Source organism: Parahaliea maris (assembly GCF_008064665.1).
GTDB classification, from domain to species: Bacteria; Pseudomonadota; Gammaproteobacteria; order Pseudomonadales; family Halieaceae; genus Parahaliea; species Parahaliea maris.
This window is the reverse complement of the sequence record NZ_VRZA01000003.1, coordinates 329611-350587: the sequence shown is the minus strand read 5'-3', so window position 1 is coordinate 350587 and position 20977 is coordinate 329611. Positions and strand designations below refer to the sequence as shown.

Below are 20977 nucleotides of genomic sequence, written 5' to 3'. Positions count from 1 at the left end.
CGAAAGCAGAAAAGCGCTTGTGGTGCCAGACAACTTTGTGTAGTTACGTTACAAAAATAATTTGTCACTGCAGCCAAAGTAACACTTATCACCAGAGATGGCACCTCCAACTAACGACTAGTAGGCTGTTCGCGCTCAAATACCACGAAACTGTAGTCAAAAGGGTTGGAGTCACAGGCATTATGGTGGTCTCGCGACAGTTCCCGCCAGGCCGACCAGTCTACCGGTGGCAGGCAGGCATCGCCCTCTACCTCGGCGTGCACTTCGGTAACATAGAGGCGGTCAGCCTGCGGCAGGGCCTCGGCGTAGAGCTGGGCTCCACCGATTACCATCACCTCACCGACGCCGTCCTCGGCCGCGCGCTCGCGGGCCAGGCTCAGGCCAGCCTCCAGCGAGTCGACCACCGCAGTACCTGCGGCGGCAAAGTCGGGGTTGCGGCTGACCACGATATTGAAACGACCGGGCAGGGGCCGGCCGATGGATTCGAAGGTCTTGCGGCCCATCACGATTGGCTTGCCAAGCGTGGTGCGCTTGAAATAGGCCAGGTCTTTCGGCAGGTGCCAGGGGAGTTCGTTGTCACGCCCCAGTACCCCGTTGCTGGCCACCGCCACGATGACCCCGACAGCGACCTGGTTCACACGGCTACCGGCGCCGCGATATGGGCATGGGGCTGGTAATCGTGGATGGCGAAGTCTTCGAAGCGGTAGTCGTAGATACTCTCGGGACGTCGCATCAATTCCAGCCGCGGCAGTGGGTGAGGCTCCCGCCCCAACTGCTCGCGAACCTGGTCGATATGATTGCTGTAGATGTGGGAGTCACCGGTGGTAATGATGATCTCCCCCGGCTCCAGCGCGCATTGCTGGGCCAGCATGTGCACCAGCAGCGCCAGGCTGGCAGTGTTGTAGGGCAGGCCCAGGAAGGAATCCGAGGAGCGGATGTAAAGCTGGGCCGACAACCTGCCGCCCGCCACGTAGAACTGGTACAGCAGATGACAGGGAGGTAGTGCCATGCGGCCTGCGCGGACATTGTCCTGGGGGCTCATGGATTCGTCCGGCAGGTATTCCACGTTCCAGCCGTGGAACAGGATGCGGCGGCTGTCAGGCTTGTTACGCAGACAGTCCACCACGTAGTCAATCTGGTTGATGGCACCGCCGTCACGGGTGGGCCAGGCCGTCCACTGGGCGCCGTAGAGCGGCCCCAGGTCGCCGGACTCGGTGGCCCACTCATCCCAGATACTGACCCCGTTCTCCTTCAGCCAGCGGGTATTGGTGTCGCCACTGAGGAACCAGATCAGCTCGTTGGCAATACTCCTGAAGTGCAGTTTCTTGGTGGTGAGCAGGGGGAAGCCATCCGCCAGGTTGTGACGAAACTGGCGCCCGAACACCGACAGGGTACCGGTTCCGGTGCGGTCATCTTTGCGATGCCCGTTGTCGAGTATGTCCTGCAGCAGGTCCAGATACTGTTTCATGAATGGGCGTCCTTGGCGTGTGGGGCAGTGCCCTGCCGGTGGGCATACCACAGCAGGAACAGCCCGAGGGCAATCATCGGCAGACAGAGGATCTGCCCGCGGGTGACCCAGCCGAGAGCCTGGAAGCCGAGATGGGCATCGGGCTCGCGGAAAAATTCAACAAAGAAGCGCAGGCAACCATAGGCCAGCGAAAAGACCCCGGACACCGCCCAGGCCGGGCGCGGCTTCGACGAGTAAATCATCATGATGACGAACAGGACCACGCCCTCCAGGGCGAACTGGTACAGCTGGGAGGGGTGGCGCGCCAACTGCAGGGGGTCGCGGGGAAACACCATGGCCCAGGGGACATCACTGGCCCTGCCCCACAGCTCCTGGCCGATAAAGTTGCCCAGGCGGCCGAGACCAAGCCCCACGGGCACCAGCGGAGCCACAAAATCCATCAGCGAGCCAAACCGAATCCGCTGCCGACGGGCATAGAGAAACATCGCCAGCAGCACCCCGAGGAAGCCACCGTGGAAGGACATGCCGCCCTGCCAGACCCGCAGCAGCCAGCTGGGGTCCGCGGCCAGCTGCTCACCACCGTAGAACAGGGCGTAGCCCAGTCGCCCGCCCAGCACGACCCCCAGGGCGCCGTAGAAAATCAGATCATCCACCTGCTCCCGGGCCACCGGACTGTCGGGCCGTGCACTGCGGCGCACCGCCAACCACCAGGCGAAGGCGAGGCCTGTGAGGTAGGCGAGGCCATACCAGTGAACCTTGGCAGGCCCGATTGCAAAGGCGACGGGGTCGATCTGGGGATAGGGCAGCATGGCGCTCGCAGTCAGGCAGATGGATGCAAGGGGCAGATCAATGCGGGCTGCCCGGGAAACACGGCGGCCATTATCGGCCAGCGCGGGGCGATACACAAACGCACAGGCAGGGCGGCAACCCGGCCAAGGGGATAGCTATTTATGCGCCGGATACATAGCATGGCCGGATGTGCCTGATCATCTTCGCTTACCGCGTCCATCCCGAATTCCCGCTGCTGATGGCCGCCAATCGGGACGAATTCCACCGGCGCCCCACCGCGGCGACACAGTTCTGGCCCGAGCTGCCTCAGCTGCTGGCGGGGCGGGACCTGCAGGCCGGCGGCACCTGGATGGGCATAACCCGCCAGGGACGCTTCGCTGCCATCACCAACTTTCGCGATCCATCGCGCAGCGCCGCGGCGCCGCGCTCCCGGGGCGAACTGCCCATCGCCTGGCTGGAAGGCCGTGAGGCGCCCGCCCCCTGGCTGGAATCGCGGCTGGCTGCCGCCGACCAGTACGCCGGATTCAACCTGCTGTTCGGGGACCGGAGCGGCCTGTGGTACTGGAGCAACGCCGGCGACCGGGGCCGACGCCCACTGGAACCCGGCATCTACGGCCTGAGCAACGCCAGCCTCGACACGCCCTGGCCCAAGGCGCTGCTCGGCAAAGCCCGCCTGGAAAAAGTACTCGAGCAAGAGATCAGTCACGAGGCATTGCTCGACACAGTACAGGACCGGAGCCTCGCTGAGCCGGAGGACCTTCACCCCCTGGAGCTGCGGGAGGCCATGGATCGCCAGTTGTCCGCCCAGTTCATCCGCACACCGGAGTACGGTACCCGCTCCAGCACGACACTGACCTGGTCTGAAGACGACCGGGTAAGCTGGCAGGAACACAGCTACGACGCCGGGGGCCGTGAACTGGAGGTGCGTCGGGAGGAGTTCGGGCTGGAGTCGCCCGCGGACTGATCAGCTCACCGAACTGCGGCCCACCTGGTGCAGGCCGTGTTCGCGCATCAGGCGCTCCAGCCGCTCCACCACCAGGTCGGTGTCTTCCATGCCCATTACCTCGGCCAGTACGTCGCAGGCCTCGGTGTACGCCAGTTTGCGCAGCGCCTGCTTCACCCGCGGCAGGCTGGTGGCATTCATCGACAGCATGGTGTAGCCCATGGCGAGCATCAGCACTGCCCCCATGGGGTCGCCGGCCAATTCGCCGCAGATGCCCACTGGCCGCCCCTCCAGCCGCCCCGCTTCCGCCACCGCCTGCAGCGCCTGCAGTACTGCCGGGTGGAAAGAGTGGTAGAGCTCCGCCACCCGCGCATTGTTGCGGTCCACCGCGAGCAGGTACTGGGTGAGGTCGTTGCTGCCGACCGAGAGAAAGTCCACCCGCCGCGCCAGGGCGCGGGCCTGGTAGACCGCCGAGGGCACCTCCACCATCACCCCGATGGGCGGCAGACTGCCCCTGAAGCCCTCCTGCTGTAGTTCCTGGTGACTGCGGCCGATCAGGCTGAGGCCCTCTTCCAGCTCCGCCAGGTTACTGACCATGGGCAGCATGATGCGCAGGTTGCCCAGCCCCTCGTTGGCCTTGAGCATCGCCCTGACCTGGGCCAGGAAGATTTCGGGGTGATCCAGCGTTACCCGGATACCGCGCCAACCGAGGAAGGGATTGTCCTCCTCAATGGGAAAATAGGGCAGGGCCTTGTCACCGCCGATATCCAGGGTGCGCATGGTCACCGGCCGCGGGGCGAAGGCCTCCAGCTGTTCGCGGTAAATCTGGCGCTGCTCTTCCTCACTGGGGAAACGGTCACGCAGGAGGAAGGGCACCTCGGTGCGGTACAGGCCGACCCCTTCCGCCCCCTGCTCCAGCGAACGGCTGACGTCCACCATCAGGCCGGTATTGACCCAAAGTGGCAGGCGGTGGCCGTCGAGCGTTTCGCAGGGCAGGTCACGCAGGGACTCGAGGTCCTTGGTGATCGCCCGGTCCTCGTCCACCAGGTTCTGGAAGCGCTGGCGCACCTCTGGCGGCGGATTGAGGTGCACCGCGCCCCGGTACCCGTCGACGATGACCTCGCGGTCCTGGAGCCGCGCGTAGGGCAGGTCGACCGCCCCCATCACCGTGGGAATGCCCATGGCCCGGGCGAGGATGGCGACGTGGGAATTGCCAGAGCCGCGCACGGAAATGAGGCCGACCAGCTTGTCCCGGGGTATCTCGCCCAGGGCCGACGCGGTCAGTTCCTCGCCGACCAGCACGCACTGGTCCGGGTAACTCTGTTCACTGCGGGTTTCGTGTGCCTGCAAATAGGCCAGCACCCGCGTGCCGAGGTCCTTGACGTCCACCGCCCGCTCCCGCAGGTAGCTGTGCTCCATGCGCTCGAAGTGGCGAATATGCTGGATCATCACGTGGCTCAGGGCACCCTGTGCCCAGTGTCCGGCCTTGATCATGGCGGCCACCTCGCCGCCAATGGCGGAATCGTCGAGGATGCCGAGGTAGACATCGAACAGGGCGTGATCTTCCGGGCTCATCTCGCCGCGCAGATTTTCCGATACCGATCGAATATCGGTCTGCACGGCCGACAGGGCCTCGCGGAACGCGCGCAGTTCGGCACGGCGGTTTTCCACCATGCGCCGCGGTACGGCGTAGAGGTCGGCACCCGGCGAGACCACCGCCACGGTCCCGATAGCGATACCGGGCGCCCCGGCAATGCCACTGATCTTGGCGGGCGTCGCGGCGTCGAGCAGCTCCTCCTGCACCGCGCCGGTGACCTGGGCATGGGCAATCACCCCCGCCAGCTGGGCCGACATGGTCACCAGGAAAGCTTCATCGTCCTCGTCAAAGCGGCGGCGCTGGGCCTGCTGTACTACCAGGACGCCAAGGACATCGCGCTGATGAATGATCGGCACACCGAGAAAGGCGTGAAAGGCCTCTTCACCGATACCCTGCAGAAACTGGAAACTCGGGTGCGTTTCCGCGTCTTCCAGGTTGACCGGCTCCTCCCGGGCAGCCACCAGCCCCACCAGGCCCTCACCGGGAGCAAGGCTGGCATGACCCACCTCATCCTTGTTCAGGCCCTCGGTCGCGCGAAAGATGTAACGGTCGGAGGCGGGGTCCCGCATGTAGACACTGCACACCTCCGTGCCCATCGCATCCCGTACCCGGCGCACAATAATGTCCAGGGCTTCATTCAAACCCTCGGCGGCGTTGACCTCCTGGACGATCTGGCGAAGGGTCTCGAGCATCGTGTCTAGAGTCCCTCGGGCCGTTGGATTCGATGCCCCACCACGTGGGCCATTTCCTTGAGCGCGCGGCGATACACCTCGCGCTTGAACGCTACCACCTGGTCGAGGGGATACCAGTAACTGACCCACTCCCAGTGGTCGAACTCGGGCTTGTCGTTGGCGTCGAGGCGAACCGCGTCGTCGTCCGCCAGCATGCGCAACAGGAACCACTTCTGCTTCTGTCCGATACATAGCGGTTGCTGGCCGCGGCGGATGAAACGCTTGGGCAGGCGGTAGCGCAGCCAGCCACGGGTAGTCCCGAGAATTTCCACCGCGTCCCGCTGCAGGCCAACCTCCTCCCACAACTCGCGGTACAGGGCCTCCTCGGCGGACTCACCCCGATTGATACCACCCTGGGGAAACTGCCAGGCGTCCTTGCCACCCACCCGGCGCGCCCACAACAGGCGACCTTCGCGGTTGGCGAGCATGATGCCCACATTGGGCCGGAAGCCTTCCGAATCTATCACCCTGCCTACACTACCTTTTTTATTTGGGCCGGCTATTGTTCCACACTTTACAGCACCTGAGAAACGCCGCACCCGGCACTCAGGCGCTACACAAGGCGTTTTACAGCGCGGCTTCCCGCGGCTATCCTGCGCCGCAAACCGGGAGAGCCCTGTGACCCTAGCCATCTTCGATCTCGATAATACCCTCATCGCCGGCGACAGCGACCACCTCTGGGGCTGTTTCCTCTGCGACCGCGGCCTGGTGGACAGCACTGAGTTCGCCGCGCGCAATGAGCAGTTCTACCGCGACTACCAGAGCGGCCAGCTGGATATCATGGCCTACCTGCGCTTTGCCCTCGGGCCGCTGGCGGGCCGGGAACCGGCGGAGCTGGAGGCCTGGCACGCGGACTTCATGCGCTCGGTGATCGAGCCGATCATGTTACCCGCGGCGAGCGAGCTGATTGAGCATCACCGCCGCCAGGGCCACCGCCTGCTGGTGATAACGGCCACCAATGAGTTCATCACCCGCCCGATTGCCAGCGCGCTGGGTATCCATGAACTGCTTGCCTGTGAAGCTGAGCGTGTTGACGGCTATTACACGGGCGAACCAACGGGCGTACCTTCGTACGGTGCGGGCAAAGTGACCCGGCTGGAGGCCTGGCGGGCGGAGCACGGCGAGTCACTGGACGGCGCCTGGTTCTACTCGGATTCACACAACGACCTGCCGCTGCTGAAGCAGGTGGAAAATCCGGTGGCGGTGGATCCTGATGAGACGTTGTTGGCTTATGCGGAGTCGGAGGGGTGGGAGGTTATCTCCCTTCGCTAACCGAGCACTTAGGTTGCGAGCGATCGACTTTGTGAGCGAACCGGGCTGTCGCTTCGATCAAATTATGTGGCGTCGCGCACGACGGGAGCGGGTTCTCGGACACGCCGCAAGTACATCCATGTAGTCTCGTGTTCGACATCCGTGTCTCACACGGTCCGCGAACCCGCTCCCGCCGTACGCTTCTTCAATTCTGGCTTCTTATCCCCGTTACACCACAGCAGAGGTTGCTATCGCCCATATTCTTAAGTCACGAATGTTGACTGAAGGACTTCGAATGGGAGGGCCCCGTAGAGACCGTCAGCGGCCTGGACGGCCGCTGTCGAGCGAGCCATGGATGGCATGCTTTATAGCGCGTCTCGGAGGGGGCCTGCCATTTGGAGGCCGCCACCAAAGTGTTATGAGACCATGAGGGTCAGACCAGAACCGAATCCAAAAACGCTTTCAGATTCATGAGTAAATGAGTCAGAGTGCCCTGAAAAAAAGCGCCTTCAGGTATTCCGTCTCCGGAATCGCCGGATGAATCGGATGATCCGGCCCCTGCGCCCCTTGCTCGATCAGCCGCACCTGCCGGCCCACACGCACGGCAGCCGCCTGCACCGCCGCTACCAGGTCCGCACGTGACAGGTGCATCGAGCAGGACCCCGACACCAGCACCCCACCGGGTTCGAGCAGCTTCAGCCCCAGCGCGTTGATACGCTGGTAGGCCTTGATGCCCTTCTTGATATCGCGCTTGCGCTGGATAAAGGCCGGCGGGTCGAGAATCACCACACCGAAGCGGCGCCCCTCGGCTACCAGCGTCTCCATCGCCTCCGCCGCGCTGCCCTGCAAGGTGCTGACCCGGTCCTCCAGACCATTCAGGCGGGCGTTGACCTCCACCCCATCGAGGGCGGTCGCGGAACTGTCCAGGCAGCACACCGCGCTGGCGCCATAGGCCGCTGCCTGGATACCCCAGCCACCGATGTAGTTGTAGACATCGAGCACCTCGCGGCCTGCCACATAGGGCGCCAGCCGGGCCCGGGCCATGCGGTGGTCGTAAAACCAGCCGGTTTTCTGGCCGGCGTGTACGGGGGCTTCAAAGCGTACCCCGTTTTCCTCCAGTGGCAGGCGTTCGGGCACTTCCCCGTGGACCACGGCTATGCGGTCTTCGAGGCCCTGCTCGCGACGGTTACGGCTGTCGGCCCGCAGCAGGACACCAGCGGGGGCCAGCAGGCCGACCAGGGCGTCGACAATGGCGGCCTCGTAGCGCTCGATACCGGCATTGTTGAGCTGGACGACAAGGTAGTCATCGAAGCGGTCTACCACCAGGCCCGGCAGCAGGTCGCTGTCGCCGTAGACCAGGCGATAGCAGGGACGATCGAAGGCCTGCTCGCGACCTGTCAGGGCGGCGGAGAGCGCCTCTGGCAGGCTCTCGACGAAGGATATCTCGCGGCCGGGTGCGTAGAGGCGGGCACAGATGAGGTTATTGGGTTCAAGATAGGCGCTGCCGAGAAGCGCGCCATTACTGGCGCGCACAGCAACACAATCACCGGCGGAGAAGTCGCTCAGGGGGCTGCGCGCGGTATCGACCTCGTTGGAGTACACCCACAGGTGACCTCCGCGCAGGCGACGGTCGCCGCCACGGCGGAGAAACAGTTCGTTGGCAACGGGCATCGGTTAATCCGGGCGCCGGCAGCGGCACCCGCGGAATCAGTCTTCGTCGTCGCAGTGCTGCTGATAGGCTTCGGCGGAGAGCAATTTTTCCAGCTCCGCGGCATCGCCCGGTTGCAGCTTGTAGAACCAGCCGTCGTTGTAGGGATCGGAGTTGACGGTTTCCGGCTCGTCTTCGAGCACCTCGTTCACGGCGATCACTTCGCCACCGATCGGGGCGTAGATATCGGACGCCGCTTTCACAGACTCCACAACGCCGGCCTCGTCGCCTGCGGCCAGGGTGTCGCCCACGCCGGGAAGTTCGACAAACACGACATCACCCAGCGCCTCCTGGGCGTGGTCGGTAATGCCAACGGTGACGGTGCCATCTTCTTCGAGACGGGCCCACTCGTGGCTGCTGGCGTACTTCAATTCACTGGGGGTCTGGCTCATGACGAATCCTCATCGGAGGCTGGTAGGCGGGCGGCACTCGGGCCGGCGAAAAATCAAGGCGCCATTTTAACCGCGGCAACGGCCAATCCCCAAGCCTGCCGGCGCAATTTCAGCCTGCCGGCGCAATTTCAGCCCGCTGGCACATTTCTGGTCGGCCAGCACTGTGTCCGGGACCAACGCCCACACAGCCAGATTACCCGCTCGCGCCCTTCTCAAGTGGCCCTCTCAAGTGCCTCTCTCTAGAGCCCTTCTCAAACGCCCAGGCCCATGGCCCGGCGCATGATCTCCTGTTTCAGCGGCCCAGCCCGGTGCACAGCGTTCATGCCAGCACTGCGCAACCAGCGCAGGGGCAGGGACTCCTGTTCGAACAGTCGTTTGAAGGTATCCATGGCCCCCATCATCAGCAGGTTCTCGCCCTTGCGACGGCGCTGGTAGCGACGCAGCACCGCCAGGTCGCCCGGATCCACACCGCGGCCGTGGGCGGCCAGCACTTCCTCGGCCAGCACCGATACATCCTTGAAGCCCAGGTTGATACCCTGCCCCGCCAGCGGGTGAATGGTGTGCGCGGCATCCCCTACCAGGGCCACCCGGGGGCGAATGTAGTCCACCGCGTGACGTTGTCGCAGGGGAAAAGCGGCACGGGGAGATGCCCCCACTACCCGTCCCAGGCGCTGCTCGAAGGCTTCCTCCAGCCGATCACAGAAAGCCGTGTCGTCAAGCGCCAGTACCTCGTCTGCCAGCGAGTCCCTTAGCGACCAGACAATGGAGCAGAAGTGCCTGCCGTTCTCTCCCGGCAACGGCAGGAAGGCAAGTGGGCCACTTGGCAGGAAGCGTTGCCAGGCTGTATTACCGTGAGGTCGCCCGGTCTCAACGGTCGCCACCAGGGCCCGGTGGCCGTAGTCCCATTCGCGGGTCCGGAACTGCAACAGTGACCGCACGCTGGACAGCGCCCCGTCCGCAGCCACCAGCAACCGGGCACGCAGGGTATCGCCGTCTTCGAGTTGCAGGTTGACCGTGTCGTCTTCAATGGCAACCGCCGCCAGCTTGCCCGGTGCCACAACACGCAGGTCGCCGGCGTCCTGCAGGCGAGCGATAAGGCCACTGATAACCGCCCGATTCTCGACAATGTAACCGAGGGCGCTGTGATCCACATCCGCGGCATCGAACTCTATCTGTCCCGTCCCCTCGGCATCCCAGACGGTCATGTGATGGTAGGCGCAGCAGCGATACTGCTCGACCGACTGCCACGCTTCAAGACGTTGCAACAGGCTCACTGACTCCGGGTTCAGCGCACTGACCCGGGAATCGAAAGCGTCCAGTTCCCGCTGCAAGGGAAGCTCCGGCGCAGTGAGCGGGCGCGACTCGATCAACGCCAGCCGCAGGCCCCGGCCACTGAGCGCTGCCGCCAGGGCACCGCCCGCCAGACCCGCACCGACAATGGCAATATCGACGTCACTCACGCCCTTCACAAAGCTTCTCCTGACTGGCCGTCCAGTGCGGCGACACCAGCCGCATAGCGCACAAACTCACGCTTGAGCCGGGGAGTGACATCGAGGCCAGACAGTGCCAGATCCCGCGCCATGCCCAGCAGGGGATCACTGTGCATGAACAATTCCGGCAGCAAGTCGCTGGCGCCGATGGTGCGCTGCTGGTCCGCCTGCTGGGCACGCTGGTAGCGCTGCAAAGGATCGAGGGCACCATAGTCGCCATCTCCCACCTCAGAGAGCACAGCGGCCAGTCGGGCCACGTCGCGCAGGGCGAGGTTAAAGCCCTGGCCCGCCACCGGGTGCAGGGTGTGGGCAGCATTGCCCATCACCACGACCCCCCGGCGCACCTGCTCCTGCGCCTCGCGCCGGGAAAGGGGGTAGGTATGCCGTTCACCGGCCCGAAGGAAGCGCCCCAGGCGATAGCCGTAGGCTTCCTGCAGCGCCTCCAGAAAGTCGTCCTCGTTACTCGCTTTGAGTTCTGCTGCACGCTCAGGCGACAGGGCCCAGACCAGGGCGCTGCGGTTGCTCGCTCCGGCTATCGGCACCAGCGGCAGGAGGGCCAGCGGCCCGGAGGCGGTGAAACGCTCGTAGGCACAGCCCCTATGGGGTTCGGCAAAGGCCACATTGGCAATCAGGGCATGCTGGCCATAGGGCTTGTCCGCTACCGCCACCCCGAGAGATTCGCGCAAGCTGGAGTCGGCACCATCAGCCACTACCAGTAGCCGGGTGTGCAGGCATGACTGCCCGGCGCCCTCCAGTTGCACCAGGGTGCCCGCCCGGTCCGGCTCAACGGCCGTGACCCTGGCGGGACTGACGACTTCCACCCGGCCCTGGCGCAGCAGCGCCTGGGCCAGGCTGTGCCCCAGCAAGGCATTCTCAACCACATAGCCCAACGCCGGCCAGCCGTGCTCTTCGGCGCGGAGGACCGCGCTGCCAAAGCGGCCCCGACGCGACACATGGATGGTCTCGATGGCACAGGCCTGCGCCGCCAGGTCCTGCCACTGCCCGGACTGCTCATAGAGCAGGCGCGAGCTGTAGCTGAGTGCAGTGGAGCGGGCGTCAAAGGAAGGGTGCCCCGGCGCGACGCCTTGCTCTGGAAATGGGTAGCCTTCAACCAGGGTAATGCGCACAGTGTCGGGAAGCCGGACTGCCAGTTGCAGTGCCAGGCTGATACCCACCATACCGCCACCGGCAATCAGGATATCGCGCTGCTCGCTCATAGGGGCCTCCGCCTGCTCAAAGGACTCACCTGCTGCTCCACATCATCAGGCCGCCATCAGGGCTTCAATCTCCGCTACCGTGCGAGGTACACCTTCCGTGAGAATCTCGAAGCCGTCCGCTGTCACGGCCACATTGTCCTCGATCCGGATTCCGATGCCGCGCCAGCGCGGTTCCACCCTTGTGTTGCCCGGTGCCACATAGATACCGGGCTCCACGGTCATCACCATACCGGGCTCCAGCACTCGCCAGGCGTCACCGACCCGATAGTCACCGACATCGTGAACGTCCAGCCCCAGCCAGTGTCCGGCGCGGTGCATGTAGAAGTCGCGATAGGCCTCGCGCTCGATAAGCTTTGACACCGACCCCTTCAACAGCCCCAGCCTCACCAGACCTTCGGTAATGACACGCACTGTTTCATCGTGGGGTTGATTCCAGTGGTTGCCGGGGCGGATAGCTTCGAACGCGGCGCGCTGGGCGGCGAGCACGACCTCATACAGCGCCTTCTGCTGGCGATTGAAACGCCCACCGACCGGAAAGGTGCGGGTTACATCAGCGGCATATCCCTCCAGTTCGCAGCCCGCATCGATCAACACCAGGTCGCCGCGCCGCAGCTTTGCGCTGTTTTCAATGTAGTGAAGGATGCAGCCGTTGGCGCCCCCTCCGACAATGCTCGGATAGGCGGGCTGGCGCGCTCCGGCCATGGCAAACTCGTGCAGGATTTCCGCTTCCAGTTGATACTCGTACTGGCCGGGGCTGCAAAATTGCATGGCGCGACAGTGAGCGCGTGCGGTGACCTCTCCGGCCCGGCGCATGAGGCGCAGCTCCGCGGCGCTCTTGATCAGGCGCAACTCGTGGAGCATATGGTCGAGGTCAGTGAGTTCTCCAGGCGGCACCGCGCCGCTCGCCTCGCGGGCGCGTATCTGGTTGACCCAGGCCATGACCTGGCGATCAAAATTGGCGCTGCGTCCCATGGAATAATAAACACGCTGCCGCCCCTCGATCAGGCCCGGCAGGATGTCGTCGATATCGCCGATGGGAAAGGCGTCGTCGGCACCGTAGTGCTCGCAGGCCCCTTCGGGCCCCTGCCGATAGCCGTGCCAGAGCTCCTTGTCGGCGTCGCGATCCCGGCAGAACAGCACACACTCCCCATGCTCCCGCCCGGGCACTAGTACCAGCACGGCATCCGGCTCACCAAAGCCCGACAGGTAGAAAAAATCGCTGTCCTGGCGAAAAGGGAACTCGGTATCGCGGCTGCGGGTCAATTCGCGCGCCGAAGGAATAATGGCAATACTCCCGGGCTCCATCATCGCCATGAGGTGGCTGCGCCGCCGGGCGAACTCTGCCCGGGACACACCGCCGGCGGCGGGCTTGCGCGGTTTGTCGGATTTTGCGCCAGCCATCAGTGCAGCGACGGCGAACCGCCGCCATCGGCAGCGGCCCGCCCCTGGGTATCCATGTACACGTTCAATGCGGCAAAACGCAGGTACTCAACGATTTCGGTGTAATTGCCCTCGGACTCGTCCTCGGGCAGCTCCTCGTCCACCCCGGCCTGGGCAATGGCGGCGATATCGCGCAGGATCTCGGCACTGTCGCCCGGCAGGCTGGCATCACCACTGCCGGCACTGGCGGTCGCCCGGGCATAACCGGCCATAAAACCCCGGCACCAGTTGCCCAGCGCCAGCACCCGCAGGTCCAGCTCGGTATCATCGTCGGGCAGCAGGGGATGGAAGTCGAACTCCTCGTCTTCCAGCGCTGCCAGGGTGACGGCGTAGAGTTCAAGCATGATTTCGGCGAGTTCGCCGTGCAGGTCCAGATTGAGTGCCTGGTTCAAGCCGGCCAGCCCCGCGGCGGGCTCACCCACCACTCCGGCAGCCATCAGGCCGGTAAGGCAGCCGTGAAGTTCCGAGGGCGAGCACTGCTCGCCCTGCTCTACAAGATGATCTGCAATTTCATCGAAATCGAAGACCCGGCCTGCGCCCGGCAAATCGTCGAACATTGAATCATTTCCGCGTGGTGCCCACCGCGCTGTCCAGTTACAGCAGTGACTGGAAAACCCTCGGCAGGCTATTGAATTCTCTATAATTTATATCGAGCCCCAAGGGCTACGGCGTTGACCTCATTCCGGTGCCCGCCTATAGTGATGGCACCCGAACGCACGCTAGTATAACGCCATGGCTGATAACCCGCTCAAGGCACTGGAGAGTAAAGTCGACCAGTTGATTGCCCTGTGCAATGATTTGAACCAGGAAAATCAGGCACTGAAGGCCGAGGCTGCCCGATGGGAAGCGGAGCGCCGGGATCTGATCGACAAGAATGAGCTGGCCCGGGGCAAGGTCGAGGCCATGATCGATCGCCTGCGGGCCATGGAGTAGTAGCGTGAGCCAGCCACATACCGTCACCGTTCGCATCCTCGACAAGGATTACCAGGTCGCCTGCCCGGAAGAGCAGCAGGCGGAGCTGATTGTGTCCGCCAAGTATCTCGACAAACAGATGCGCGCCATCCGCGACACCGGGAAGGTCATCGGGGTCGAGCGTATAGCCGTCATGGCGGCACTCAACATCAGCTATGAACTGCTCAAGGCCTCCGAACAGGGCGACGCCGGCGGCAGCCTGGCAGACGCCGACCCGGATGACGTACGCCAGTTGAATCGTAAAATTGACGACGCCCTCTACCACCTGCGACAGCTGGAAATCGGCTGATTCGATATTGCGGGGCGCAACCCGGTCCGCACTGCGTTATAATCCTCCTCGGATCCCTGGTGTATTCGCCAGGCAGACAGTCCTCGAGCCGATATCTGTAATACCGGGGGTTGCCAGCAACTGCTGTTGTGCAGGTCCGGTACAAACCGGAAAGCCTGAAGCGGTACGGCCACCACCACCTTGAACCATCGGGTTCAAGGGCAGCACTGCCAGCGGTATACCGGGAATCCATCCCCATGAACACTCCCCCGATCGACCCTTCGCACGACAAAGCCAGTCTCCGTGCCAGCCTGCGCGCACAGCGCCGCGCCATGAGCCCTGCGGAACAGGCCGAGGCGGCGTCCCGCGCTGCCGGCTACCTGGACAACCTGCCAGACTGGCAGCGATATCAGCACGTCGCGCTGTATGTCGCTGCCGATGGCGAACTGGATCCCACACCACTTGCACAAGCCTGTCGCCAGCAAGGGCGAACCCTGTACCTGCCCCGCCTGCTGGGCCCGGGGCAGATGTGTTTTGCTCAGTGGGAGGACAACAGGCCGCTGGAGCGCAACCGCTACGGCATTCCCGAACCGGATGCAGGGGCGGCGTTGCGCGAGGCATCGGAGCTGGACCTTATGCTCTTGCCCCTGGTGGGCTGGGACCGCAGTGGTAATCGCCTCGGCATGGGTGCCGGATACTATGACCGGGCCCTGGCAGAGGGGCGGCCGCGGTTACTGGTGGGACTGGCTTACGGCACGCAGGAGGTGGACCGGCTACCGGCCGACCCCTGGGATATTCGCCTGGATTTTGTGTTGTGCGAGAGCGGCCTGGTGCGCTGTGATCGCACCCCTGGATGACAACCCCCTGCCTTGAGGCAGGATGTCAGTCCTGGACGATTACCCCGGCCTGCAACTCGGATGCAGGCGCGGCTACCGTATCGTTGGCTGCCATCGGCACCAGCAGGGTGACCAACACCCCCATACCAAAGGCCGCCATCAGGATCAGCAGAAAATCCGGTCTACGTTTCACGCTCTGTTACTCTCGCTAAAAGGTCGATTCACCCTGACACTCTGCGGTGCCGTGGGCTCTGGTCTTGTTAGTTATGTTCTCTTCCTGTGATTATTCCCGTTTGTGAGGCCACTTTTGTCGAAATGCGATGCCGCTCACAGGCCGGCGCCCTTTTGTTGGCAATATTTCACAAACTGATTGCGAGTCTATCCCAGCAATTTCCGGAATGAAAGCCCACAACCCGCATAAACACTGGGTTTATGGACTTTTTGTCGCATTCCTTCCGCAACGGCCACCACTCAGTCCGCGGTGCGGCCAAGATAGAGCCGGTACGCCACATTGTCGGTCTCTTCCCAATACCGGTAACCGACCTCATCGAGCACCTGGCGGAACTGCCCACGCTCGTTCCGCGGCACCTGCACCCCGACCAGGATACGGCCGTAGGCGGCCCCGTGATTGCGGTAGTGGAACATGGAAATGTTCCAGTTCTGGCCGAGGCCGGAAAGGAACTTGAGGAGGGCCCCCGGGCGCTCGGGAAACTCCACCCGGTATACCACTTCATTGTCGACTTCAGCGGGGGCTCGCCCCCCCACCATATGACGGATATGCAGCTTGGCCATCTCGTTACTGGTCAGGTCCTCGCACTCGTAGCCGTCTTCGCGCAACTCCTCCAGCAACTCCTGGAAATCCGGGCCGGGAGTAATACTCAGCCCGACGAAGACCAGGGCCTGGTCATCATCGGCATAGCGGTAGTTGAACTCCGTAATGTTGCGTCGGCCCAGGGCACTGCAAAAGGCCCGGAAGCTGCCCTTGCGCTCGGGAATCGTCACGCTGATCACCGCCTCGCGCTGCTCGCCGATCTCGGTGCGCTCAGAGATATAACGCAAGCGGTCGAAATTGGTGTTGGCTCCACTGACGATGGCCAGCAGGTGCTGACCCTGCACGCCGCTGCGCTCCACGTATTTTTTCATTCCCGCCAGGGCCAATGCCCCGGCGGGCTCGGCGATGCTGCGGGTGTCTTCGAAGATGTCCTTGATGGCTGCGCACATTTCATCGGTGGAAGCCGTGATGACCTCGTCCACCGTATTGCGGATGACCCGGAAGGGCTCCTTGCCAATCTGCGCCACTGCACAGCCCTCGGCGAACAGGCCGACCTCGGGCAGGCGGCCCCGGCGGCCGCGATCCAGCGCCAGCTTGAGGCAGGCCGCATCCTCCGGTTCCACACCGACAATACGGGTGCTGGGCCAGACATAGCGGATATAGGCCGCCACCCCCGCCAGCAGGCCGCCACCGCCCACCGGCACGAAGATCGCGTCCAGGGGCTGCTGGTGCTGGCGCACAATTTCCATCGCCACGGTGCCCTGCCCGGCAATGACGTCCGGATCGTCGAAAGGGTGCACATACACCAGGCCCTTCGAATCCACCAGTTCCTGGGCCCGGGCCGCCGCCTCCTCAAAGGAGTCTCCGTGCAGCACCACCTTGGCGCCCCAGTTCCGTACCGCATCGACCTTGATCACCGGCGTAGTCCGGGGCATGACGATCGTCGCCTTGACCCCCATGCGCTGGGCCGCCATGGCCAGCCCCTGGGCGTGGTTACCGGCCGAGGCTGCCACCACCCCCCGCTTGCGCTCCTCGTCGCTGAGCTGGTGCATCTTGTTGTAGGCACCGCGCAACTTGAACGAGAACACCGGCTGCAGGTCTTCCCGCTTCAGCCACACCCGGTTGTCCAGGCGCGCCGACATCAGCGGCGCCTCCTGTACCGGCGTTTCACGGGCCACGTCGTAAACACGCGCGTCCAGGATTCGTTTGATATAGCTCTGTGGCATGGCAATTCAGGCGCTGTCAAAAAAGGAACAGGGCATGTTAATGGAGCAGCCGGGCTTTTTCACCCTGTGCGGGGCTTTCGGTAATTTTGGTGCTTCAGGTAACCGGCTTACCTATAATGTCCGACCCACGTAAGGGCGGCCCACGACAGGGCGACCGACAAGCAGGAGAAATGCAATGACCCAGGACGAACTGAAACAGGCGGTGGCAGATGCAGCCCTCGCCCATATCGAGCCCCACGTGGATGACGAGACTGTCCTGGGTATCGGCACCGGCTCCACCGCCAACCTTTTCATCGACGCACTCGCCACCATCAAGGGCCGGATCGGCGCCACGGTCGCCAGCTCAGAGGCTTCCGCCGAGCGCCTGCGCTCCCACGGCATTCCGGTCTACGACCTGAACGGTGTCGACCAGGTGGATTTCTATATCGACGGGGCCGACGAGAGCAATCGCGCCCTGCAGCTGATCAAGGGCGGCGGCGGTGCGCTGACGCGGGAGAAAATCGTTGCCGCCGTCGCGAAGGAATTCATCTGCATCGCCGACGACAGCAAACTGGTCCACACCCTCGGCAACTTCCCCCTGCCGGTTGAAGTGATCCCGATGGCCCGGGGCCACGTGGCAAGGGAGCTGGTAAAACTGGGCGGAGATCCGGTCTACCGGGAAGGCTTCATCACCGACAACGGCAATATCATCCTCGACGTCCACAACTTCCCGATCGCCCAGCCCCTGGCCACAGAGGAAAAGATCAACGGTATCACTGGAGTGGTCACCAACGGCCTGTTTGCCCTGCGCCCCGCCGACGTCCTGCTGCTCGGCACAACCGACGGGGTCCAGACACTGCGCGCGGAATAAGCGCGCCGGATCCCTCAGGTCTGGTGATACTGGGGTGAGAGCTCCTGCACCGCATCGACAAACGCAGTAACGTGGTCCGGATTCACCTCCGGCGTAATGCCGTGGCCAAGGTTGAACACATGGCCTGAACCGTGGCCGTACCCCGCCAGAATCGAGGCGACCTCCTCCCGAATTCGCGCCGGTGAGGCGTACAGCATGGCCGGGTCCATGTTGCCCTGCAGCGCGACCTTGTCACCGACCTGCCCCCGCGCAGTGGCGATGTCGGTAGTCCAGTCGATACCGACGGCCTGGGCGCCGCAACCGGCAATGGCCGGCAGCCACTGGCCACCACCCTTGGTGAATACGATGACCGGCACCGGGCGGCCTTCGGACTCGTTGGGCAGCCTGGAGATCACCCGCTGCATATACTTGAGGGAGAACTCCTTGTAGCCCGCCGCACTGAGGCTGCCGCCCCAGGTATCGAAAATCTGCAGGGCCTGGGCACCGGCCTTCACCTGCTCAGCGAGATAGTCCGCCACCGCATCCGCCAGCAGGGCCAGCAGGTCGTGCATGAGTTGCGGCTGGTCATAGGCCATGGCCTTGACCCGTCGAAAGTCCTTGGAAGACCCTCCCTCGACCATGTAGGTGGCCAGGGTCCAGGGGCTGCCGGAAAAGCCGATCAACGGCACGCTGCCATTGAGTGCGCGGCGAATGGTGCTCACGGCATTCATGACGTAGCCGAGGTCATCGGCGGCACTGATTTTGTTGAGCCCCGCCAGGTCCGCCTCGCTGCGCACGGTCTTGCGGAAACGCGGACCTTCGCCTTCCTCGAAGTACAGGCCGAGCCCGAGGGCATCGGGCACGGTGAGGATGTCGGAGAACAGGATGGCGGCATCCATGGGATAGCGGCGCAAGGGCTGCAGGGTCACCTCGCAGGCCAGTTCGGCGTTTTTGCACAGGTCGAGGAAGGACCCTGCTTCGGCACGCGTGGCCCGATACTCGGGCAAGTAGCGTCCTGCCTGGCGCATCATCCAGATGGGAGTGCGATCAACGGGCTGGCGCATCAGGGCGCGGAGGAAGCGGTCGTTTTTGAGTTCGGTCACGGGGATATCCAATTGAGCGTTGTTGGCCGTTTTAGTTGTCATTGGGCCGGTTGTGGAGCGTCTTCGCCCGGCGCCATCACGAGGAGGGGCTTCCACGACACGCCGTGAACCCGTCCATGGGGGCTTGTGCTCGGCATCCATGCCTCACACAGTCGTGGAAGCCCCTCCCCGCACTGGCGCCTCTGGCGGAGCGTGATTCAGAATTTGCACAATTGTACGCAATTCGATGAGAGAAAGCGCAAAGCCTGTTCGATCAGATGGGGAAACGAGGAGCGGAGAACCTTTAATGCAATCGTCTGCCCAAAGTCCACAGCTATAACGTCACGCCGGAAGAGGTGCCAGTGTACGGAGGGGGCTGTAGCGACTCTCTGAGACATGGATGTCGAAGAGAAGCCCCCATGGACGGGTTCACGGCGTGTCGCGGAAGCCCCCTCCGTGCGCTGGCACCGCACGACGGAGCTCGGCTTGTCACAGAAGTGGGGGTAACCTGCATCAGAGATGTACCCTGGCAACAGCTACAAAATCACACTTCCAGGTAATCCAGAATCCCCTCAGCCGCCTGCCGCCCTTCCCAGATAGCCGTCACCACCAGGTCGGAACCGCGCACCATGTCGCCGCCGGCGAACACCTTCGGATTGGTCGTCTGGAAAGCGTATTCCTGCTCCTCGGGAGCCACCACGCCGCGCCAGTCGTTGATCTCTACATCGACCTCCGCCAGCCACTCAGGCGGACTCGGCTGGAAGCCGAAGGCAATAATCACCGCGTCCGCTTCCAGCACCTGCTCAGAACCCGGAATGGGTTCAGGCCGGCGACGGCCACCCTCGTCGGGCTCACCGAGGCGGGTTTCCACCATCTTTACGCCGCAGGCCTGACCGAAGTATTCCACCACCTCGATCGGCTGGCGGTTAAACAGGAACTCAACGCCTTCCTCGCGCGCGTTCTTCACCTCGCGACGGGAGCCCGGCATATTTTCCTCGTCGCGGCGATAGGCGCAGATCACGTGCTCGGCCTGCTGGCGCACCGCAGTACGCACACAATCCATGGCGGTATCGCCACCGCCAAGCACCACGACCCGCTTGCCCTTGAGATTGACGTAGGCCTCGGGGTCCTGCTCGAATCCCAGGTTGTTGTTCACATTGCCAATCAGGTAGGGCAGAGCTTCATAGACACCGGGAAGTTCTTCGCCGGGGAAACCGCCGCGCATGTAGGTGTAGGTGCCCATGCCGAGGAACACGGCATCGTACTCGTCCATCAGTTCGTCCATGGTGACATCGGTACCCACGTCGGTGTTCAGGCGGAACTCGATGCCCATGCCCTCGAATACCTCACGGCGGCGCACCATGACCTGCTTTTCCAGCTTGAATTCGGGGATACCGAAGGTCAGCAATCCGCCGATTTCCGGATAGCGGTCGTAGACCACCGCTTTCACCCCGGCACGGGTCAGCACGTCAGCGCAACCCAGGCCCGCCGGGCCGGCGCCGATAATGGCCACTTTCTTGCCGGTGGGCACCACTTCGGACAGGTCCGGGCGCCAGCCCATGGCGAGGGCGGTGTCAGTGATGTATTTCTCGGAGGAGCCGATAGTCACGGCACCGAAACCGTCGTTCAGGGTACAGGCGCCCTCGCACAGGCGGTCCTGGGGGCACACGCGGCCACACACTTCCGGCAGGGTATTGGTCTGGTGACTGAGTTCCGCGGCCTCGAACAGGTTGCCCTCGGACACCAGCTTGAGCCAGTTGGGAATGAAGTTGTGCACGGGGCACTTCCATTCGCAGTAGGGGTTGCCGCACTCGAGGCAGCGATGCGACTGCTCGGCGACCTGCTCGCTGGTGAAGGGCTCGTAGATTTCTACGTATTCACTCTTGCGCGCTTCAATGGCTTTTTTGTCGGGGTCGTTACGATCGACATCAACAAACTGGAAGTGGTTAGACAAACGCTCACTCAT

At 63.5% G+C, this 20977-nt stretch carries 21 protein-coding genes and 1 other RNA gene; 7 read left to right on the top strand and 15 right to left on the bottom strand.

Going from position 1 to position 20977, the window contains the following annotated elements; genetic code table 11:
• Window positions 1-110 precede the first annotated feature (110 nt).
• From FV139_RS09970 to lgt, 3 genes are read right to left on the bottom strand one after another with little or no spacing between them, the layout of a single operon-like run.
• Window positions 111-638: a dihydrofolate reductase gene (locus tag FV139_RS09970; protein WP_148068286.1), complete on the bottom strand. Its 528-nt coding sequence runs from the start codon at window positions 636-638 to the stop codon at window positions 111-113.
• On the bottom strand, window positions 635-1468 hold the full coding sequence (locus FV139_RS09965; RefSeq protein ID WP_148068285.1) for a thymidylate synthase: 834 nt from the start codon (window positions 1466-1468) through the stop codon (window positions 635-637). The genes FV139_RS09970 and FV139_RS09965 overlap by 4 nt, the downstream gene beginning before the upstream one ends.
• Window positions 1465-2277 (bottom strand): prolipoprotein diacylglyceryl transferase, encoded by an 813-nt coding sequence (gene lgt / locus FV139_RS09960; protein ID WP_148068646.1) that lies wholly within the window; start codon window positions 2275-2277, stop codon window positions 1465-1467. The genes FV139_RS09965 and lgt overlap by 4 nt, the downstream gene beginning before the upstream one ends.
• A 167-nt stretch (window positions 2278-2444) precedes the next feature.
• Between lgt and FV139_RS09955 the strand changes: the two genes are divergently transcribed.
• On the top strand, window positions 2445-3221 hold the full coding sequence (locus FV139_RS09955; RefSeq protein WP_148068284.1) for an NRDE family protein: 777 nt from the start codon (window positions 2445-2447) through the stop codon (window positions 3219-3221).
• Here FV139_RS09955 and ptsP read toward each other — a convergent pair whose 3' ends face one another.
• Together ptsP and FV139_RS09945 are read right to left on the bottom strand one after the other, a co-directional pair.
• Window positions 3222-5489 carry a phosphoenolpyruvate--protein phosphotransferase gene (gene ptsP, locus FV139_RS09950; protein ID WP_148068283.1) on the bottom strand — a complete coding sequence of 756 codons (2268 nt, stop codon included), beginning with the start codon at window positions 5487-5489 and terminating at the stop codon, window positions 3222-3224.
• Window positions 5490-5494: 5 nt separating this feature from the next.
• A complete protein-coding gene (locus tag FV139_RS09945) occupies window positions 5495-5995 on the bottom strand; it encodes an RNA pyrophosphohydrolase (RefSeq protein ID WP_148068282.1) in 501 nt (166 codons plus the stop codon).
• Window positions 5996-6146: 151 nt separating this feature from the next.
• On the opposite strand from FV139_RS09945, the gene FV139_RS09940 reads away from it, so the two are divergent.
• On the top strand, window positions 6147-6800 hold the full coding sequence (locus tag FV139_RS09940) for a histidinol-phosphatase (protein WP_148068281.1): 654 nt from the start codon (window positions 6147-6149) through the stop codon (window positions 6798-6800).
• Between the two features lie 462 nt (window positions 6801-7262).
• Here the strand turns inward: FV139_RS09940 and FV139_RS09935 are convergent, their stop codons facing one another.
• The 6 genes from FV139_RS09935 to FV139_RS09910 form a co-directional block, all read right to left on the bottom strand.
• On the bottom strand, window positions 7263-8450 hold the full coding sequence (locus FV139_RS09935; RefSeq protein WP_148068280.1) for a class I SAM-dependent rRNA methyltransferase: 1188 nt from the start codon (window positions 8448-8450) through the stop codon (window positions 7263-7265).
• 36 nt (window positions 8451-8486) lie between these two features.
• Window positions 8487-8879 carry a glycine cleavage system protein GcvH gene (gene gcvH, locus FV139_RS09930; RefSeq protein ID WP_148068279.1) on the bottom strand — a complete coding sequence of 131 codons (393 nt, stop codon included), beginning with the start codon at window positions 8877-8879 and terminating at the stop codon, window positions 8487-8489.
• Between the two features lie 251 nt (window positions 8880-9130).
• Complete coding sequence (locus FV139_RS09925) at window positions 9131-10348, bottom strand: UbiH/UbiF/VisC/COQ6 family ubiquinone biosynthesis hydroxylase (RefSeq protein WP_148068278.1); 1218 nt, start codon at window positions 10346-10348, stop codon at window positions 9131-9133.
• Complete coding sequence (ubiH, locus tag FV139_RS09920) at window positions 10345-11586, bottom strand: 2-octaprenyl-6-methoxyphenyl hydroxylase (RefSeq protein ID WP_148068277.1); 1242 nt, start codon at window positions 11584-11586, stop codon at window positions 10345-10347. Before ubiH ends, FV139_RS09925 begins: the two co-directional genes overlap by 4 nt.
• A gap of 45 nt (window positions 11587-11631) precedes the next feature.
• On the bottom strand, window positions 11632-12987 hold the full coding sequence (gene pepP, locus FV139_RS09915; protein WP_148068276.1) for a Xaa-Pro aminopeptidase: 1356 nt from the start codon (window positions 12985-12987) through the stop codon (window positions 11632-11634).
• Complete coding sequence (locus FV139_RS09910; protein ID WP_148068275.1) at window positions 12987-13583, bottom strand: UPF0149 family protein; 597 nt, start codon at window positions 13581-13583, stop codon at window positions 12987-12989. The genes pepP and FV139_RS09910 overlap by 1 nt, the downstream gene beginning before the upstream one ends.
• Before the next feature lie 175 nt (window positions 13584-13758).
• Here FV139_RS09910 and FV139_RS09905 point away from each other — a divergent pair, with 175 nt between their 5' ends.
• From FV139_RS09905 to FV139_RS09890, 4 genes are all read left to right on the top strand, one after another.
• A complete protein-coding gene (locus FV139_RS09905; protein ID WP_148068274.1) occupies window positions 13759-13959 on the top strand; it encodes a TIGR02449 family protein in 201 nt (66 codons plus the stop codon).
• A 4-nt stretch (window positions 13960-13963) separates the two neighbouring features.
• Window positions 13964-14287 (top strand): cell division protein ZapA, encoded by a 324-nt coding sequence (locus FV139_RS09900; protein ID WP_148068273.1) that lies wholly within the window; start codon window positions 13964-13966, stop codon window positions 14285-14287.
• Window positions 14288-14337: 50 nt separating this feature from the next.
• A non-coding RNA gene (gene ssrS, locus FV139_RS09895) (6S RNA) lies at window positions 14338-14518 on the top strand.
• A gap of 5 nt (window positions 14519-14523) precedes the next feature.
• The gene (locus tag FV139_RS09890) at window positions 14524-15123 is read left to right on the top strand and encodes a 5-formyltetrahydrofolate cyclo-ligase (protein ID WP_148068272.1); all 600 of its coding nucleotides are present in this window, start codon (window positions 14524-14526) and stop codon (window positions 15121-15123) included.
• Window positions 15124-15148: 25 nt separating this feature from the next.
• Here FV139_RS09890 and FV139_RS21045 read toward each other — a convergent pair whose 3' ends face one another.
• Window positions 15149-15295 carry a hypothetical protein gene (locus tag FV139_RS21045; protein WP_187276473.1) on the bottom strand — a complete coding sequence of 49 codons (147 nt, stop codon included), beginning with the start codon at window positions 15293-15295 and terminating at the stop codon, window positions 15149-15151.
• 278 nt (window positions 15296-15573) lie between these two features.
• Window positions 15574-17100 (bottom strand): threonine ammonia-lyase, biosynthetic, encoded by a 1527-nt coding sequence (ilvA, locus tag FV139_RS09885; RefSeq protein WP_148068271.1) that lies wholly within the window; start codon window positions 17098-17100, stop codon window positions 15574-15576.
• Between the two features lie 175 nt (window positions 17101-17275).
• On the opposite strand from ilvA, the gene rpiA reads away from it, so the two are divergent.
• Window positions 17276-17950 (top strand): ribose-5-phosphate isomerase RpiA, encoded by a 675-nt coding sequence (rpiA, locus tag FV139_RS09880; protein ID WP_148068270.1) that lies wholly within the window; start codon window positions 17276-17278, stop codon window positions 17948-17950.
• Window positions 17951-17964: 14 nt separating this feature from the next.
• On the opposite strand, the gene hemE is transcribed toward rpiA, so the two are convergent.
• Together hemE and FV139_RS09870 are read right to left on the bottom strand one after the other, a co-directional pair.
• Window positions 17965-19032, bottom strand: a complete 1068-nt coding sequence (hemE, locus tag FV139_RS09875) for a uroporphyrinogen decarboxylase (RefSeq protein WP_148068269.1) — start codon at window positions 19030-19032, stop codon at window positions 17965-17967.
• Between the two features lie 523 nt (window positions 19033-19555).
• Window positions 19556-20977 (bottom strand): FAD-dependent oxidoreductase, encoded by a 1422-nt coding sequence (locus FV139_RS09870; RefSeq protein WP_148068268.1) that lies wholly within the window; start codon window positions 20975-20977, stop codon window positions 19556-19558.